The sequence below is a fragment of the Pseudomonas sp. xss_4 genome, from assembly GCF_043104125.1.
Taxonomy (GTDB): Bacteria; Pseudomonadota; Gammaproteobacteria; order Pseudomonadales; family Pseudomonadaceae; genus Aquipseudomonas; species Aquipseudomonas parafulva_B.
Genome location: NZ_JBICKJ010000089.1, coordinates 14,295 through 30,298, shown reverse-complemented (window position 1 = coordinate 30,298; position 16,004 = coordinate 14,295). Strand labels below are relative to the sequence as shown.

Genomic DNA, 16,004 nt, shown 5'->3' with positions numbered 1-16,004 from the left:
CGCTCAGGTTATCCACAAGCGGTTCCACAGTCATTGTGCACAACGCAAGACTTTGGCTGCCGTGTGATGAAGCACACCGTGACGCTTGGCCAGTGCTTTGCGGTCCTTGCTGTAGCCGCCCCCGATCACACCCATGACCGGAATATCGCGCCCCAGGCACTGGCCGAGCACGCGCTCGTCACGTGCGGCCAGCCCTGCATCGGTGATTTGCAGATAACCCAGGGCATCGTCCTTGTGAACATCGACTCCGGCGTCGTACAGCACCAGGTCAGGCTGATAGAGCGGCAGCAGGTAATTGAGCGCCTCATCCACCACTTGCAGGTAAGCGTCGTCCCCCATGCCGCGTGGCAGGGGAATGTCCCAATCGCTTTGTGCCTTGCGGGCCGGGAAGTTCTGCTCGCAATGCAGGGAGACGGTAATAGCGTCGGGTGTGTCCTCAAGCATGCGCGCAGTCCCGTCCCCTTGATGGACATCGCAATCGAAAATCAGCACCCGATGCACGCGACCGGCTTCAAGCAGGTACCGGCTGATCACGGCCAGGTCATTGAAGATGCAGAAGCCGGCCGGGTGGTCGTAGTGGGCATGGTGAGTGCCCCCGGCCAGGTGGCAGGCCACCCCGTGTTGCAGGGCCATCTCGGCCGTCAACAGCGACCCCCCGACCGCGCGCACGGTGCGCCGCGCCAGCGCTTCGCTCCACGGCAGGCCCAGGCGCCGCTGGTCCTCGCGCGACAGCTCGCCGTGCATGTAGCGCTCGATGTAATGGCGATCGTGGGCCAGCGCGAGAATGTCATTGGGGCAGATGTCGGGCCGCAGCAACGCCTGGTCAGTGGTCAACCCGCTGTCGATCAGGTGATCGTGCAGCAGACGAAACTTGTCCATCGGAAAACGATGGTCCGGCGGAAACTCAGGGCTGTAGTCTTCGTGGTAGATCAGCGGCAGCGACATGGGTTATCCACAGCAGGGAACAGCCTCGATCTTGCCATGAGTGGCCTACGGCTGTGGAAAACTTTGCTGGCGCCAACTCGAAGCCGGTGGCGGCCCATGCAGTGGGCACTTTCAACGTGCGGCACTGGCCAGCACGCGCTGCCATGCAGGCTCGTTCAAGCGCCCCAGAATGCGTGCCTTGCCGCTGTCGTCCACGGAAACGAACAGGGCGCTGGCATAACCGCTGTCCCGTTCGCCGCCGGCAACGTTCTGCTGACGAGCGAACTGATCGACGCAGCCGCTATGGGTTACCAGCACCAAGTTGTGTTCGGGGCGTTTGGCGGCCTGCGCCTGGGCCGGGAAGCTGCCGTCGCACTGCCCGATCCATTCCCGCGTGGCGACCGGCTGCCCCAGAATGAAATGCGCCGTCTGCTGGGTGCGTACCTTCGGGCTGCTCAACAGGTCGGCATCGGCCAGCCCCAGATGCTTGAGACCTTCGCCCACGCGCCCGGCAGCCTGGCTGCCGGCCACCGTGATGCCCGCTGGGTCGTCCAGGCAAGGGCCTGGTGCGCTGTCGCAGCGCTCGGCATGGCGGATCATGACGATCACCGCACCGTTGGCCCAGGCCTGGAGCAGGCCGCTTTTGCTGAGTTGTTGCTCGCTACCAAGGTCCACGATGGAGGTTCTCGTCATAAACCAGGAGGTCGATGCCGCCACGGCCAGGCTCAGGCTCAAGGCGACGGTCACGGCGCGGCGCGGCAGCCATCGCTTGCGCGGTGAATGCAAGGCGTAGGGCGGCAGGGTGTTGCTCGACAGCATGGGTGGCTCCGACAAGAAAACCGCGCGCTGGGCGCGGCAGGGATGGCGGCATTTTGCTAACCGACGTGTTGCCAGCCGGTGAAGCGCATGTGAAAAATGCATTCGGCTACCCGTCACCCGGTGCCCTGCCGTGGCTGCGCCTACGCTGTACACTGCATCACGCCAAAACGGAGCGAACCCCATGACCCCCATTCTGGAACTGGAAAGCGCGCGGCTGATCCTGCGCCAATGGCAGGACGAGGATCTGCGCGAGTTCGCTGCCCTGTGCGCCGACCCCCAGGTCATGCGGTATTTCCCCGCGCCGCTCACACGTCTGGAAGCGGCTGCCTTGATCGGCCGCATCCGCGGGCATTTTCATGAGTACGGGTTTGGCCTGTGGGCGCTTGAGCGCAAGGACAGTGGCGCGTTCATCGGCATGACGGGCCTGCTCAACGTCAATTTCGACGCGCCCTTCGCCCCGGCGGTCGAGATCGGCTGGCGCCTGGCACGCCGGCACTGGGGCCTGGGGTTTGCCAGCGAGGCGGCCTGGACGTGCTTGCGCTGTGCGTTCGCCCAGTTGCAGGTCGAAGAGGTGGTGTCCTTCACCAGTACCCTCAACCTGCCCTCGCAGAAGGTCATGCAAGCTATCGGCATGGAGCAGGACCTGGCAGGCAGCTTCGACCACCCGCGTGTCGCCCTCGGCCATCCACTGCGCCCGCATGTGCTGTACCGGATCGATCGCTCGCGGTGGGAGCAGACCTTGCGGGCCGAGTGAACCGCCAGGGGGGCCAGCGGTGTCAAACCCTGTATCATTTGCGCTATTGGACGGTGGGGCTCATGCAGGGGCCGCGCCGGTTGAATCGAGCGCCGGCCCACGGCGCCTTGTGAGCACGCCTTGCGTCTACGGAGAACCCCGATGAGTCATGTGTTGGACGACCTGGTCGACCTGTTGAGCCTCGAAGCCATTGAAGAAAACCTGTTCCGCGGCCGCAGCCAGGACCTGGGTTTTCGCCAGCTGTATGGCGGCCAGGTGCTGGGCCAGTCCTTGTCGGCCGCCAGCCAGACGGTAGAGGATGCCCGCCATGTGCACTCGCTGCACGGCTACTTCCTGCGCCCGGGCGATGCCAGCCTGCCGGTGGTGTATTCGGTGGACCGCGTGCGCGACGGTGGCAGTTTCAGTACCCGCCGTGTCACGGCGATTCAGAAGGGCAAGACGATCTTTACCTGCAGCGCGTCGTTCCAATACGACGAGGAAGGGTTCACCCACCAGGCGCAGATGCCCGATGTAGTCGGCCCTGAAAACCTGCCCACCGAAGTGGAACTGGCCAGCGCCATGGCCGATCAGCTGCCTGAGCGCATCCGCGACAAGGTGCTGTGCGCCAAGCCCATCGAGATTCGCCCGGTGACCGAACGCGACCCGTTCAACCCCAAGCCCGGCGACCCGGTGAAATACGCCTGGTTCCGCGCCGATGGCAACCTGCCGGCCGTCCCTGCGCTGCACAAGTACATCCTGGCCTACGCCTCTGATTTCGGGCTGTTGACCACCTCGATGCTGCCCCATGGCAAGTCGGTCTGGCAGCGCGACATGCAGATCGCAAGCCTGGACCACTCCTTGTGGTTCCACGGCAACCTGCGCGCCGATCAATGGCTGCTGTATGCCACCGACAGCCCTTGGGCAGGCAATGCCCGTGGCTTCTGCCGGGGCAGTATCTTCAACCAGGCCGGCCAGCTGGTGGCCTCGTCCAGCCAGGAAGGCCTGATTCGTCATCGCAAGGACTGGGTATGAACCTCGGCCAGGTGCGCCACTGGGTGTTCGACATGGACGGCACCCTGACCGTGGCCGCGCACGATTTTGCCGCTATCCGCGTGAAGCTGGGCATCCCGCCCAAGGACGACATCCTGGCGCACCTGGCGGCCTTGCCCGCCGACGAAGCCGCCGCCAAGCATGCCTGGCTGCTGGAGCACGAGCGTCATCTGGCGTTTGCCTCCAGAGCCGCCCAAGGGGCGGTGGAGTTGGTCCGTGAGCTGGCCAGCCGTGGTTGCCAGCTGGGCATCCTTACCCGCAATGCCCGCGAGCTGGCGCACATCACGCTCGAGGCCATTGGCCTTGCCGACTGTTTTCCGGTGGCGCACATTCTTGGGCGTGATGAAGCGCAGCCCAAGCCCAGCCCCGATGGGCTGCTCAAGATCGCCGGTGCCTGGGGCGTCGCGCCGCAGGCGATGGTGATGGTGGGCGACCACCGCTTCGACCTGGACTGCGGGCGAGCCGCCGGTGCGGGCACGGTACTCGTGAACCAGCCGCACGACGCCTGGCCGGGCCTTGCCGATCGACATGCGCCCGACTGCCATGCCTTGAAGCGTATGCTGGGCTGAACCTACGCTCGCCGGCCACTTTCCTTTTTACAGATGGAGCACCCGACCATGAGCAGCAAGGCGATTTACGTTCAACCCGGCGGCGGCTACGACAAGGTCGAGGTCGGCACCTGTGAAGCCACTGCCCCAGGCGTGGGTGAAATTACCGTGCGCTTGCATGCCAGCTCCCTCAATTACCATGACTTTGCCGTGGTCAGCGGCATGTGGGGCCCGGCCGAACGGCGCATCCCGATGGCCGACGGTGCTGGCGAGGTGGTAGCCGTGGGCAGCGGTGTCAGCGACTTTAAGGTCGGTGACAGCGTGGTCAGCACCTTCTTCCCTGACTGGCTGGATGGGCAGGCCAATGTCGAGGGCTTTGCCCGGGTGCCGGGCGATGGCCTGGACGGTTATGCCCGTGGCCATGTGACCGCGCTGGCCACGGCGTTCACTCTCGCGCCCAAGGGCTTCAGCCACGCCGAGGCGGCGACCTTGACCACTGCCGGGCTGACGGCCTGGCGCGCGCTGATGAGCGACGATCACCTCAAGCCCGGTGATACGGTGCTGGTGCAGGGCACCGGCGGGGTTTCGATCTTCGCCCTGCAGTTCGCCAAGCTGGCCGGCGCGTCGGTGATCGCCACTTCTTCCAGCGATGCCAAGCTCGAGCGGCTCAAAGCCTTGGGCGCCGACCACGTGATCAACTACACGCGCACGCCGGCCTGGGGCGAAAAGGTGCGTGAACTGACCGACAACCGTGGGGTGGACCATGTGATCGAAGTGGGCGGGCCTGCCACTTTGGAGCAGTCGATGATTGCCGCGCGCATCGGGGGCCATGTGTCGCTGATCGGTATTCTGACCGGTGTGGCGGGGCAACTGCCGCTGGTGCAGGCACTGGTGCGGCAGATCCGCTTGCAGGGTGTCCTGGTGGGCAGCCGTGCTCAGCAGCAAGCCATGGTCCGGGCCATCGAGGCTAACGGCCTGCGCCCGGTGGTGGACAAGCACTTCGAACTCGAACAGATCGTCGAGGCGTTTCGCTATCAGGAAAGCAACCGCCATTTCGGCAAGATCTGCCTGACCTGGTAACGCCTTGGGGTAACGGGATGTAATGGCTGGCGAGCAGGCCAATACATTCGCGCACATCGTGCGCACAGGTGGCTGGCTAGAATGCCCGGCTCCGTTGCGACTGATTCTCTCTTCAAGAGGACGCCCCGATGTGCCTGTTCCCCCGTTTGCGGCAGCGCCTGCTGCCTGCCTTGTTGCTGTTGGCGTCCTGCCTCGGCTTTACCCATACCGCCCACGCCCTGCAAGTCACCGATGTGCTGGGGCGTACCGTCGAGCTTGACCACGCCCCGCAGAGGATCGTGCTGGGCGAGGGGCGTTTGTTCTTCGCCCTGGCGCTGCTCGACCGGGACAACCCGTTCCAGCGCGTGGTGGGCTGGCAGAACGACATGCGCTTGCTGGACCCGCACACCTACGAGGTCTACGCCCAGCACTACCCGCAGATCGCCAAGCTGCCCTTGATCGGGCAGGCCTCCGAGCAGAGCGTGAGCGCCGAGCAGATCCTGTCGCTCAAGCCGGACCTGGCCATTTTCAGCATCGCCGGTGAAGGCCCGACCCAGCACAGCCCGGTGGCCGACTTGCTGGCCAAGGCCGGCGTGCCGGTGTTGTTCATCGATTTTCGCGTGCACCCCATGCGCAACACCCACGTCAGCATGCAGGCGCTGGGCACGCTGCTGGGGCGTGAACCGCAGGCGCAGCAGTACCTTGACCTGTACGACCGTCACCTGGAGCGGGTGAAAGCGGGCGTGGCCGGCATCAAGGACAGCGAGCGGCCCAAGGTGTTTCTGGAACTGCTGGCCGGGGTATGGCAAGCGCCCGGCCATACCACTGGCAAAAGCGGTTTGGGCAGTGTGGTCCAGGCGGTGGGTGGCCATAACATTGGCGCCGACGTGGTGCCCGGTGCGCTGGGCGATGTCAGCGTCGAGTACGTGCTGCAAGCCGACCCCGACGTCTACATCGCCACCGGCAACCGCGCCCCTGGGGTGCTGCTGGGTGCCGGGGTGTCCGAAGAAACGGCCCGGGACAGTTTGGCGAAGATCACGGCCCGCCCGGAATTCGCCCCCTTGCGCCCCATCCAGGCCGGCCAGGCCCATGGCTTGTGGCATGACTTCTACAACTCGCCGTTCAACATCCTGGCAATTGAAGCGATGGCGCGCTGGGTGCATCCAGAGCGGTTCAAGGCCATTGACCCGCAAGCGACCATGGCCGAGATCAACCGCATGCTCAAGGTAGGGCTGGACGGTCAGTACTGGGTCGACGCCCAGTGACCGCACAGGCGCTGCCAGGCGTGCAGCAGGCCGCCTGGCATTACCGTCGGCTGCTGTGGCGGCGTACCGGGCTGGTGGCCGGGCTGGCCGTGCTGTTGCTGGTTTCGGTCTTGAGCGACCTGGCCAGCGGTGCATCGGGCATGAGCTTGGGGCGACTGGTGCAAGGCCTGTTCGACCCGACCACCCTCAGCGCCACGGAGCGGGTGATTATCTGGAACGTTCGCCTGCCGTACGCGCTGATGGCCGTGCTGGTGGGCACGGCACTGTCGCTGGCAGGGGCCGAGATGCAGGCGATCCTCGACAACCCGCTGGCCAGCCCCTTCACTTTGGGAGTGTCCTCGTCAGCGGCACTGGGGGCTTCGCTTGCCATCGCCTACCCGCTCAGCGTCGCCTGGATGACGGCGGGTGTGCAGGTGACGGTGATGGCCTTCGTCTTCGCCTGCCTGTCGGTGGTGCTGTTGCAGGCCATGTCGCGGCTTCGCGGGGCGGGCGTGGAGAGCCTGGTGCTGTTCGGCATCGCCCTAGTGTTCAGCTGCAATGCCCTGGTGTCGCTGTTGCAACTGCTGGCCACCGAGGACGTGCTGCAGCAACTGGTGTTCTGGACCATGGGCAGCCTGGCCCGGGCCGATTGGAACAAGCTCGGCATGCTGGCGCTGGTCGTGGCGCTGGTGTTGCCGTTTTCGCTGCGCGCAGCACCTGCGATGACGCTGCTGCGCATGGGCGAGGACCGGGCGCGCAGCTTCGGCGTGGACACCCGGCGGCTGCGCTTTGCCTCGCTGCTGCGCATCAGCCTGTTGTCGGCAACCGCCGTGGCATTCGTCGGCACCATCGGCTTCGTCGGCCTGGTCGGGCCGCACATTGCGCGCCTGCTGGTCGGTGAAGACCAGCGGTTCCTGCTGCCGGCCAGCGCGCTGGTGGGCGCACTGATGCTGTCGCTGTCCTCCATTGCCAGCAAGCTGATCATGCCAGGCGTGATTGTGCCGGTCGGCATCGTCACCGCCCTGGTGGGGGTGCCGATTTTCGTGACGCTGGTGTTCCGGCGGGGGAGAAAGCTGTGAGCCTGGTGATCGACAAGGTTTCGGTCGCCTACGGTGCGCGGCAGATCCTGCACGAGGTCAGCCTGCCGGCCTTGCCCGAAGGCAGCCTGGTGGCGCTGGTGGGGCCCAATGGAGCAGGCAAGTCCACGCTGCTCAGGGCCCTGGCAGGGCTCGAGCGCATGCGCGGCGGCCTGCGCCTGGATGGCCAGGACGTGACCCGGCTGGCCTTTGCCGACCGTTCGCGACGACTGGCCTACATGCCCCAGCAGTTGCCCCCCGGCATTGCCCTCAGTGTGCTGGAAAGCATCATGGCGGCACTTCGCGTAGGCAGTGCGGACGATCTGCTGGGCCAGGCCTTTGCGGCCCTGCGCCAGCTGGGTATCGAGCATCTGGCCCAGTGCTCGCTGGACAGCTTGTCCGGCGGGCAGCGGCAATTGGTGGCGCTGGCCCAGTTGCTGGCGCGCAACCCGCAAGTGCTGCTGCTCGACGAGCCCACCAGCGCGCTGGACCTGCATTATCAATTGCGGGTCATGGACGCCGTGCGTGAGCGGGTGCAGGTGCATCGCCTGTTGGCGGTGGCGGTGCTGCACGACATCAACCTGGCCGCCAGCCATGCCGACTGGCTGGTGGTGCTGCGCGAGGGCAGGGTGGTGGCCAGTGGTACGCCGCAGGATGTATTGGTGCCTGACCTGCTAGCGCAGGTGTATGGCGTCCAGGCGCGGGTCGAGCGCTGCTCCCAGGGGCGGCTGCAGGTGCTGGTCGACCACGCACTGGCCTGATGCCCGCGCTGCCTGCTGGACAGGCAGCGGGTGCAACACACTCGAATGAAAAACCCAAGCGCCATTGGCGTGCATGGCGCGTTCGGATATGCCAATCGCGACATTTGTCGCTTGCACAAAAGCGCTGTCGTGATCGAACAGTTCCGGGGCGTTCTCGTGTAATTTCCCTCCCCCCTGCGGGGCTTAAATGAAGCCCGACCCCCACCGGCACGTTGCCTTGTGATGCGCTGCAAAGATCAACAACAGAGCGCAAGCAACCTGTCGACCTGAACCCTTCAAGGAGCTATTTTCGCCTACGCCTGCCCGTCCATCCTTGTGTCAGCAAAAAGAGAACAACATCCATGAACACCGTGGGATCTGATGGCAACCTTGCACAAGGTTTCAAGCCACGTCATGTAACGATGCTGTCCATCGCCGGCATCATCGGCGCCGGACTTTTCGTCGGCTCGGGCCACGCCATTGCGGCAGCCGGCCCGGCTACCATAATCTCCTATTTCGTGGCCGGGACCTTGGTCGTCCTGGTCATGCGCATGCTCGGCGAAATGGCCGTCGCGCACCCCGATACCGGTTCCTTCTCCACCTACGCCGACCAGGCCATCGGTCGCTGGGCCGGCTACACCATCGGCTGGTTGTACTGGTGGTTCTGGGTGCTGGTCATCCCCATCGAAGCCCTCGCGGCAGGGCATGTGCTCAATGCCTGGTTCCCGCAGATAGACAGCTGGATATTCGCCCTGGCGTCGGTGTTGCTGCTGGCAGGTACCAACCTGTTCAGCGTGGCCAAGTACGGTGAGTTCGAGTTCTGGTTCGCCATCCTCAAAGTGACCGCGATCCTTGCCTTCATCAGCCTCGGGTTCGCGGCGCTAATGGGGTGGCTGCCCAACCGCGAAGTCAGCGGCCTGAGTGGGTTGATGGCCGACCACGGTGGTTTCGCGCCCAAGGGCTGGGCCGCGGTGGTGGGGGCGTTCATCACTGTGATGTTCAGCTTCATCGGCACTGAGGCGGTGACCATCGCAGCGTCGGAGTCCAGCGACCCGTCGCGCAACATCGCCAAGGCCACCCGCTCGGTGATCTGGCGCATCAGCACCTTCTACATCCTCTCCATCTTCGTGATCATTTCCGTGGTGCCGTGGAATGACCCGCAGCTGGCTGTGGTGGGCTCGTACCAGCGTGCACTGGAAATCATGAACATCCCCAACGCGGCCTTGCTGGTCGACCTGGTGGTGCTGGTGGCGGTCACCAGCTGCATGAACTCCTCGATCTACATCGCCTCGCGCATGATGTACTCGCTGGCCAAGCGCGGCGATGCGCCGGCAATGCTCAAGCACACGTCCAAAGTCGGCGTACCACGCGCTGCGGTGTTCGGCAGCACCCTGATCGGTGCGTTCATCGCCGTGCTCAACTACTTTGCACCCAAGGGCGTGTTCGAGTTCCTGCTGGCAAGCTCAGGCGCCATCGCGCTGCTGGTGTACATGGTCATCGCCATCTCCCAGCTGCGCATGCGCCGCCGTCTTGAGCGGGAGAATACCGAGCTCAAGTTCCGCATGTGGCTGTTCCCCTGGTTGACCTGGGCGGTGATCATCTTCATTGCCCTGGCCTTGGCGGTGATGATGTACACGCCCGAGCACCGGGCGGAGGTGAGCGCCACGCTGGGGCTTGCGATCATGATTTCCTTCCTGGGCATTGTGACGACACGCGGTCATGCGCAGCCGATGGGGGCGCGGTCGTTGGGTTGAGATGAGCTTTGCTGGAACCTTCGGGCTGCGAAGCGGCTCTAGGGTTTCAGCTTCGCAACTCATGGTGCTGGGGCCGCTTTGCGGCCCATCGCGGCACGAGGGCCGCTCCCACAAATACCGTGCAACCTTTCGCTACGCAGCAACCGGCTCGCGCCAGCCCGAAGGCAGACACCCATCCAAGTAGGAGCGGTCCTTGTGCCGCGATGGGCTGCAAAGCAGCCCCGGCAATATGCGCCGCGACGCCAATATCCTCGGCCGAGCGTGTGCACTCACCGAGCGTATACCTGGCCAGTGGAGTCTTGTTGCTGGCGGTGGGTCGTAGCGCACCCACCCCCGCGCATTCAATGGCCCGGCCAAGCTGGCCGAGCACACACCCGCTGGCCTACCCCTCCACCGAATGATGGAAATTCCCCAGGTCATCCTTGCCGATGCCGCCCACTTGCCCTTGATCCAACCTGTCAAATTTCTTTGCGCAATGGGCTACCATCCGATGGCCTAATGCAATTAAATGCGCCACCCGGACAACTATTCCGGCCAGTAACTGTCACTCAAAAAAAACCGGTCATAGTGTGAAAGTGCCCGCTTTCACCACAGGAGCTCAGATACATGGCAGCACTGCAGAGCAGTACGTTGGACGCGGTCGAAAACAACCAGGAACAGCTGTTGACCCAATGGATAGCAGGCCTGGAAGCCAACGGTGCCACGCGCAATGTCAAGGAGCAGGTGCTGGCCCAGGAAACCCGCGAGTTTCTGCAACTGCTGGTGCAAGGCTTCAAGGGCCCAGGCGGCGCCAACCTGGCAGCCGCCGATTGGGAGGCCGTGCGCCGGTTCCTCGAAAAGCTGTCGTTATCGCGCGCGCAGATGGGCCATGACTCCCACCAGACCGTGTACTTCATCTACGCCCTGAAGCGTCCGCTGTTCGCTTTGCTGCAATCGCACTACGGCGACGACCCGGCCACGCTTGCCGAGGAACTCTGGCGCGTGTCCGAGCTGCTCGACAGCATGGGCATGCACACCATGCGCACGTACCAGGCGAGCCGTGAAAACGTCATCCGCCGCCAGCAGGAAGAACTGCTGGAGCTGTCCACGCCCGTGGTCAAGCTGTGGGACGGTGTGCTGGCATTGCCACTGATCGGCACCCTGGACTCCCAGCGCAGCCAGACTGTCATGGAGTCGCTGCTGCAGCGCATCGTCGACACTGGTTCGGAAATCGCCATCATCGACATTACGGGCGTGCCCACCGTGGACACCCTGGTGGCGCAGCACCTGCTCAAGACCGTGACGGCCATTCGCCTGATGGGCGCCGATTGCATCATCAGCGGCATTCGTCCGCAGATCGCTCAGACCATCGTGCACCTGGGCCTGGACCTTGGCACCCTGACCACCAAGGCCAACCTGGCCGACGCCCTGAAGCTGGCCCTGACCCGTGTGGGCAGCGACCTCGGCCAGCGAGCCTGAGCCATGGAGCGTATCCCGATCCTGCAGATGGGGGAATTTCTGCTGGTGACCATCCAGGTGGACATGCATGACCAACTGGCCCTCACCCTGCAGGAAGACCTGACCGACCGCATCAGCAGCACCTCCGCCCGTGGCGTACTCATCGACATCTCGGCGCTGGACATGGTCGACTCGTTCATCGGACGGATGATCGCCAGCATCTCGGGCCTGTCGCGCATCATGGACGCCGAAACCATGGTGGTCGGCATGCAGCCGGCCGTGGCCATCACCCTGGTGGAGCTGGGGTTGACGTTGCCTGGCGTGAGTACGGCCTTGAATGTGGAGCGCGGTATGCACGTGCTGCGTCAGCGTGTGGCCCGCAAATGAACGTGCGCGACAGCGGTAGCCTGCCGGTGCGCATCGAGCAGGATGTGGTGCTTGCCCGCCAACTGGCCCGCAAGCTGGCGGGCGAGTGCGGTATGCGCCTGGTTGACCTGACCAAGCTGGTCACCGCCGTCAGCGAGCTGGCCCGCAACACCGTGGTCTATGGCCGTGGCGGCGATATGGACTGGCAGGTTCTGGAGGACTTCGGTCGGGTGGGCCTGCGCCTGCATTTCCGTGACGAAGGCCCTGGCATTCCCGATATCGGCCTGGCGTTGACCGACGGCTGGACCTCGGGCGGTGGCATGGGCCTGGGCTTGACCGGGGCACGGCGCCTGGTGGATGAGTTCGAGTTGGACACCGCGCCTGGCCAGGGTACTCGCGTGACGATCACTCGATGGGCGTGAGCATCGCCGCGAGCCAGACCTGCGTCGTACCGTTGGCTGATGCCAGTGACGTTGGCCACGCTCGACGGATCGCGCAAAAGCTCGCACAGGCCCACGGGCATGACGAAACGGACGCCGGACGTGTCGCGCTGGTGGTGACCGAACTGTGCACCAACGTGCTCAAGCATGCCGGGCACGGCGAGCTGCATCTGCGTGCGCTGCCGCGCGGTGACGGCAGGTTTGGCATCGAGGTGCTCACCCTCGATCGCGCCCATGGGTTCGATGCCCAAGCCTGCCTGGCCGACGGCTATTCGTCAGCAGGCACCCAAGGCATTGGCATGGGCGCCATCGCCCGCCAGGCTCAAGTCTTCGACGTTTATGCCGATACTCGGGGAGCTGTGGTCCTGGCGCGGTTGTATGCCCAGGGTGACCCAGGCACTGACCTGCGCTTCGGCGTCAGCCAGCATGCCCTCAATGGCGACCCGGCCTGCGGCGACACCTGGCACCTGGCCTTCGACGGGCAGCACGTGAGCGCCCTGGTGATCGACGGGCTGGGGCATGGCAGCGAAGCCGAAGCGGCAGCCCAGGCGGGTGCGGCCGTGTTTGCACAGGCACCGTTCGCCCACCCGCAACAACAACTTTTGGCCATGCACCAGGCGATGGCGGGCACGCGCGGTGGCGCCGTGGCCCTGGCGTACTACGATGGCTGCAATGCACGGCTGAGCTTCACCGGCATTGGTAACATCGGCGCGAGCCTGGTCAATGGCAGCCAATCGCGAGGCCTGGCGTCGATGCCCGGCATTGTTGGCGGGCAATTCAGAAAAACCCAAGTGTTCGACTACGCTGATCTGAACGGAAATGTGTTGATCATGTACAGCGATGGCCTGCAGTCCCGGTGGAACCTCAAGGATTACCCTGGCCTGGTGCACCGCCATCCGGCCGTGATCGCTGCCGTGCTGCATCGCGACTTTTGCCGCGGCCGTGACGATGTCACCGTACTTGTCATCGACCTGGAGTTGCTCAATGTCTGATGCTGCCATGATTGCCCGCCTGCAAGCCGAGAACGACGCCTTGCGCGCCGAGCTGGATGAAACCAACCAGGGCGTGCTGGCGCTGTATGCCGAGCTCGATACCCAGGCCGAGCACCTGCGCCAGGCCTCGGACCTCAAGAGCCGCTTCCTGTCCTACATGAGCCATGAATTTCGCACGCCGCTGGGCTCGATCTTGAGCATCACCGGCCTGCTGACCGACGAGCTCGACGGGCCGTTGTCGGCCGAACAGCACCGTCAGGTCACGTTCATCAGCACCGCTACCCGCGAGCTGTCCGACATGGTCGACGACCTGCTGGACCTTGCCAAGATCGAAGCCGGCCGCATCACCATTTCGCCGGCCTGGTTCGACATGTTCGACCTGTTCGCCGCCCTGCGAGGCATGTTCAGGCCCATTGTCGATGCCTCGGCCGTGGACCTCATCTTCGAAGAGCATGCCGGCCTGCCGCGGCTGTACACCGATGACAAGAAGCTGGCGCAGATCCTGCGCAACTTCATTTCCAATGCCCTGAAGTTCACCTCCCAGGGCGAAGTGCGTATTTCCGCCTGCCTGGAAGGCGATGACAGTATCCGTTTTGCCGTGAGCGATACGGGTATCGGCATCGCACCGGAACTGCTGGGCACCCTGTTCGAAGACTTTGCCCAGGTGGACTCGCCGCTGCAAAAGCGCCTGCGCGGTACGGGCCTGGGCCTGTCGCTGTGCAAACGCTTTGCCGAGCTGTTGGGTGGTCATGTGGGCGTTGAGAGCGAGCCGGGCGTCGGCTCCTGCTTCTTCGTGGTGATCCCCCTTGCCCTCGCTCCGGAGAGCGCTGAATGAATGCCGATGTGCGCTTGCTGATCGTCGATGACAACGTTGCCACCCGCTATGCCATGCGCAGGCGGTTGGCGGTGCACGGGTACCAGGTACTGGAGGCCGGCACGGGCGGCGAGGGCCTGGCGCTGATCCGCGACAGCCAGATCGACGCCTTGATCCTGGACGTGAACCTGCCGGACATGAGTGGCTTCGACATTGTCCGGCTGCTGCGTCAGGACCCACGCACGGCCCTGCTGCCGGTGATTCATGTGTCGGCCGCTTCGATCCAGAGTGGCGACATCATTACCGGGCTGAACGCCGGTGCCGACGCCTACCTGATTCACCCCGTCGACCCGGACGTGCTGCTGGCCACCCTGCGCACCTTGCTGCGCGTGCGCGACACCGAGCGCGCACTGCGCCAGAGCGAGGCAAGCTTTCGCGAGATATTCACCAGCGTGTCGGCGCCGATTGCCGTGATGGACGCCCAGCTGAAGGTGCACGAATGCAACCAGGCATTCAGCTACCTGATCCAGGACAACCTCCACCCCGAGCAGCTGCACGAATGCTTTGCCGATGGGCAGGAAGCGGCACTGGCCAGCCTGCGCGAGCACCTGATGGCCGGCGAGCGCTGGCAGGGCACCTTGAGCATGCAGGTGCATGGCCATGTACGCGAGACCGAGTGGCAGCTTTCGCCGTATCAGGCGCCAGGTTTGTGCCTGGTGTTCGTCGAGGACATCACCGAGCACCGTCACCGCGAACGCTCGCACCTAGCCCGGCTGGACGACGCCACCAGCCAGCTGGCCCACGAAGTGGCCGTGCGCGAACGCACCGAGGCGCAGCTGGTGCAACTGCAAAAAATGGAGGCACTGGGCAGCTTGACCGGCGGCATCGCCCACGACTTCAACAACCTGCTGACTGGCATCATCACCAGCCTCGAACTGATCTGCAAACGGGTGGCCGAGCACCGCATCGACAAAGTGCCGCGCTATGCCGAAGCTGCGCTCAGCTCGGCCAATAGCGCGGCATCGCTAACCCATCGGTTGCTGGCCTTCGCTCGCCAGCAACCCCTGGATACCCGGCCGGTGGATGTCAACCGCCACGTGCGCTCGCTCGAAGAACTGCTGACCCGCACCATTGGCGAGCGCATCACGCTGACTCTGAACCTCTCCACCCAACCGGTCATCGCCCTTGTCGACCCGGTGCAGCTGGAAAGCGCGGTGCTCAACCTGGTGATCAACGCCCGTGACGCGCTGCCCAAGGGCGGGCGGATCTGGCTGGACACGGCTGCCATCTGGTCCCAGGAAAACCCCAACCTGGCCGACGGCCCCTATGTGATGGTCAGCGTGCGCGACAACGGCACCGGCATCGAACCTGAGTTGCTGGACAAGGTATTCGACCCGTTCTTCACCACCAAACCCGTCGGCCAGGGCACCGGCCTTGGGCTGTCGACCATCTACGGCTTCGCCCGCCAGTCCAGCGGCCACGTGATGCTCAGCAGCGTGATGGGGCAGGGCACTGAAGTGGCGCTGATGCTGCCGGCCAGCGCACAGGCAGCCGTGCCCGTGGTGCGCGAGCGTGGGCTCGACCTGCAAGGAAACGGCGAGCATGTGCTGATCGTCGAGGACATGGCGTCGGTGCGGCTGTCGGTGGCCGAAGCGCTGGCCGATGCCGGCTACCACTGCACACTGGCCTCGACCACCGACCAGGCGCTGGAATACCTGCGCGACGACCCGAGCCTGGACCTGATGCTGACCGACGTTGGTCTACCCACGCTCAGCGGCCGGGAGCTGGCTGACCTTGCCCGTGGTTACAGGCCCGACCTGCCCGTGCTGTTCATGACCGGGTATGCCGATGCCGCGCTGGACCGGCAGGCGTTTCTCGGCGATGGCATGGACATGCTGATCAAGCCCTTCCGCATGGGTGAGCTGCTGCGCAAAGTGAAGCAGGCTATCCGTAAGGCGTAGGAAGCAACCTACAATCGAAGTTAATTAATCTGAAAATAAATGAGGTG

16 protein-coding genes are annotated in these 16,004 nt (G+C 64.5%); 14 read left to right on the top strand and 2 right to left on the bottom strand.

The features are described from left to right. Positions 1-30: 30 nt before the first annotated feature. A complete protein-coding gene (locus ACF8GB_RS18530; protein ID WP_058638431.1) occupies positions 31-945 on the bottom strand; it encodes a histone deacetylase in 915 nt (304 codons plus the stop codon). A 111-nt stretch (positions 946-1,056) separates the two neighbouring features. Beyond that, positions 1,057-1,743 (bottom strand): histidine phosphatase family protein, encoded by a 687-nt coding sequence (locus tag ACF8GB_RS18525; RefSeq protein WP_392527435.1) that lies wholly within the window; start codon positions 1,741-1,743, stop codon positions 1,057-1,059. 181 nt (positions 1,744-1,924) lie between these two features. Here ACF8GB_RS18525 and ACF8GB_RS18520 point away from each other — a divergent pair, with 181 nt between their 5' ends. The 14 genes from ACF8GB_RS18520 (at position 1,925) to ACF8GB_RS18455 (ending at position 15,957) form a co-directional block, all read left to right on the top strand. After that, entirely contained in the window at positions 1,925-2,497 is a 573-nt protein-coding gene (locus tag ACF8GB_RS18520) for a GNAT family N-acetyltransferase (RefSeq protein WP_167338682.1), read from the top strand. A gap of 141 nt (positions 2,498-2,638) precedes the next feature. Further along, positions 2,639-3,508 carry an acyl-CoA thioesterase II gene (gene tesB / locus ACF8GB_RS18515; RefSeq protein ID WP_058638428.1) on the top strand — a complete coding sequence of 290 codons (870 nt, stop codon included), beginning with the start codon at positions 2,639-2,641 and terminating at the stop codon, positions 3,506-3,508. After that, positions 3,505-4,095 (top strand): HAD family hydrolase, encoded by a 591-nt coding sequence (locus ACF8GB_RS18510; RefSeq protein WP_058638427.1) that lies wholly within the window; start codon positions 3,505-3,507, stop codon positions 4,093-4,095. Before tesB ends, ACF8GB_RS18510 begins: the two co-directional genes overlap by 4 nt. A 48-nt stretch (positions 4,096-4,143) precedes the next feature. Further along, positions 4,144-5,154, top strand: a complete 1,011-nt coding sequence (locus tag ACF8GB_RS18505; protein WP_145128902.1) for an NAD(P)-dependent alcohol dehydrogenase — start codon at positions 4,144-4,146, stop codon at positions 5,152-5,154. A 128-nt stretch (positions 5,155-5,282) separates the two neighbouring features. Beyond that, entirely contained in the window at positions 5,283-6,398 is a 1,116-nt protein-coding gene (locus tag ACF8GB_RS18500; protein WP_392527434.1) for an ABC transporter substrate-binding protein, read from the top strand. Continuing rightward, on the top strand, positions 6,395-7,456 hold the full coding sequence (locus ACF8GB_RS18495) for an iron ABC transporter permease (RefSeq protein ID WP_058638424.1): 1,062 nt from the start codon (positions 6,395-6,397) through the stop codon (positions 7,454-7,456). Before ACF8GB_RS18500 ends, ACF8GB_RS18495 begins: the two co-directional genes overlap by 4 nt. Then, complete coding sequence (locus tag ACF8GB_RS18490) at positions 7,453-8,214, top strand: ABC transporter ATP-binding protein (RefSeq protein WP_058638423.1); 762 nt, start codon at positions 7,453-7,455, stop codon at positions 8,212-8,214. The genes ACF8GB_RS18495 and ACF8GB_RS18490 overlap by 4 nt, the downstream gene beginning before the upstream one ends. Positions 8,215-8,555: 341 nt before the next feature. Next, positions 8,556-9,947, top strand: a complete 1,392-nt coding sequence (gene gabP / locus ACF8GB_RS18485) for a GABA permease (protein WP_058638422.1) — start codon at positions 8,556-8,558, stop codon at positions 9,945-9,947. Positions 9,948-10,553: 606 nt separating this feature from the next. Next, the gene (locus ACF8GB_RS18480) at positions 10,554-11,405 is read left to right on the top strand and encodes an STAS domain-containing protein (RefSeq protein WP_392475441.1); all 852 of its coding nucleotides are present in this window, start codon (positions 10,554-10,556) and stop codon (positions 11,403-11,405) included. Between the two features lie 3 nt (positions 11,406-11,408). After that, the gene (locus ACF8GB_RS18475; RefSeq protein ID WP_058638419.1) at positions 11,409-11,771 is read left to right on the top strand and encodes an STAS domain-containing protein; all 363 of its coding nucleotides are present in this window, start codon (positions 11,409-11,411) and stop codon (positions 11,769-11,771) included. Beyond that, positions 11,768-12,172 carry an anti-sigma regulatory factor gene (locus tag ACF8GB_RS18470; protein WP_058603627.1) on the top strand — a complete coding sequence of 135 codons (405 nt, stop codon included), beginning with the start codon at positions 11,768-11,770 and terminating at the stop codon, positions 12,170-12,172. Before ACF8GB_RS18475 ends, ACF8GB_RS18470 begins: the two co-directional genes overlap by 4 nt. Further along, positions 12,169-13,182 (top strand): ATP-binding protein, encoded by a 1,014-nt coding sequence (locus tag ACF8GB_RS18465; protein WP_392527454.1) that lies wholly within the window; start codon positions 12,169-12,171, stop codon positions 13,180-13,182. Before ACF8GB_RS18470 ends, ACF8GB_RS18465 begins: the two co-directional genes overlap by 4 nt. Further along, positions 13,175-14,017 (top strand): sensor histidine kinase KdpD, encoded by an 843-nt coding sequence (locus ACF8GB_RS18460; protein ID WP_078477957.1) that lies wholly within the window; start codon positions 13,175-13,177, stop codon positions 14,015-14,017. Before ACF8GB_RS18465 ends, ACF8GB_RS18460 begins: the two co-directional genes overlap by 8 nt. Further along, a complete protein-coding gene (locus tag ACF8GB_RS18455) occupies positions 14,014-15,957 on the top strand; it encodes a response regulator (RefSeq protein WP_392527432.1) in 1,944 nt (647 codons plus the stop codon). The genes ACF8GB_RS18460 and ACF8GB_RS18455 overlap by 4 nt, the downstream gene beginning before the upstream one ends. Positions 15,958-16,004 lie beyond the last annotated feature (47 nt).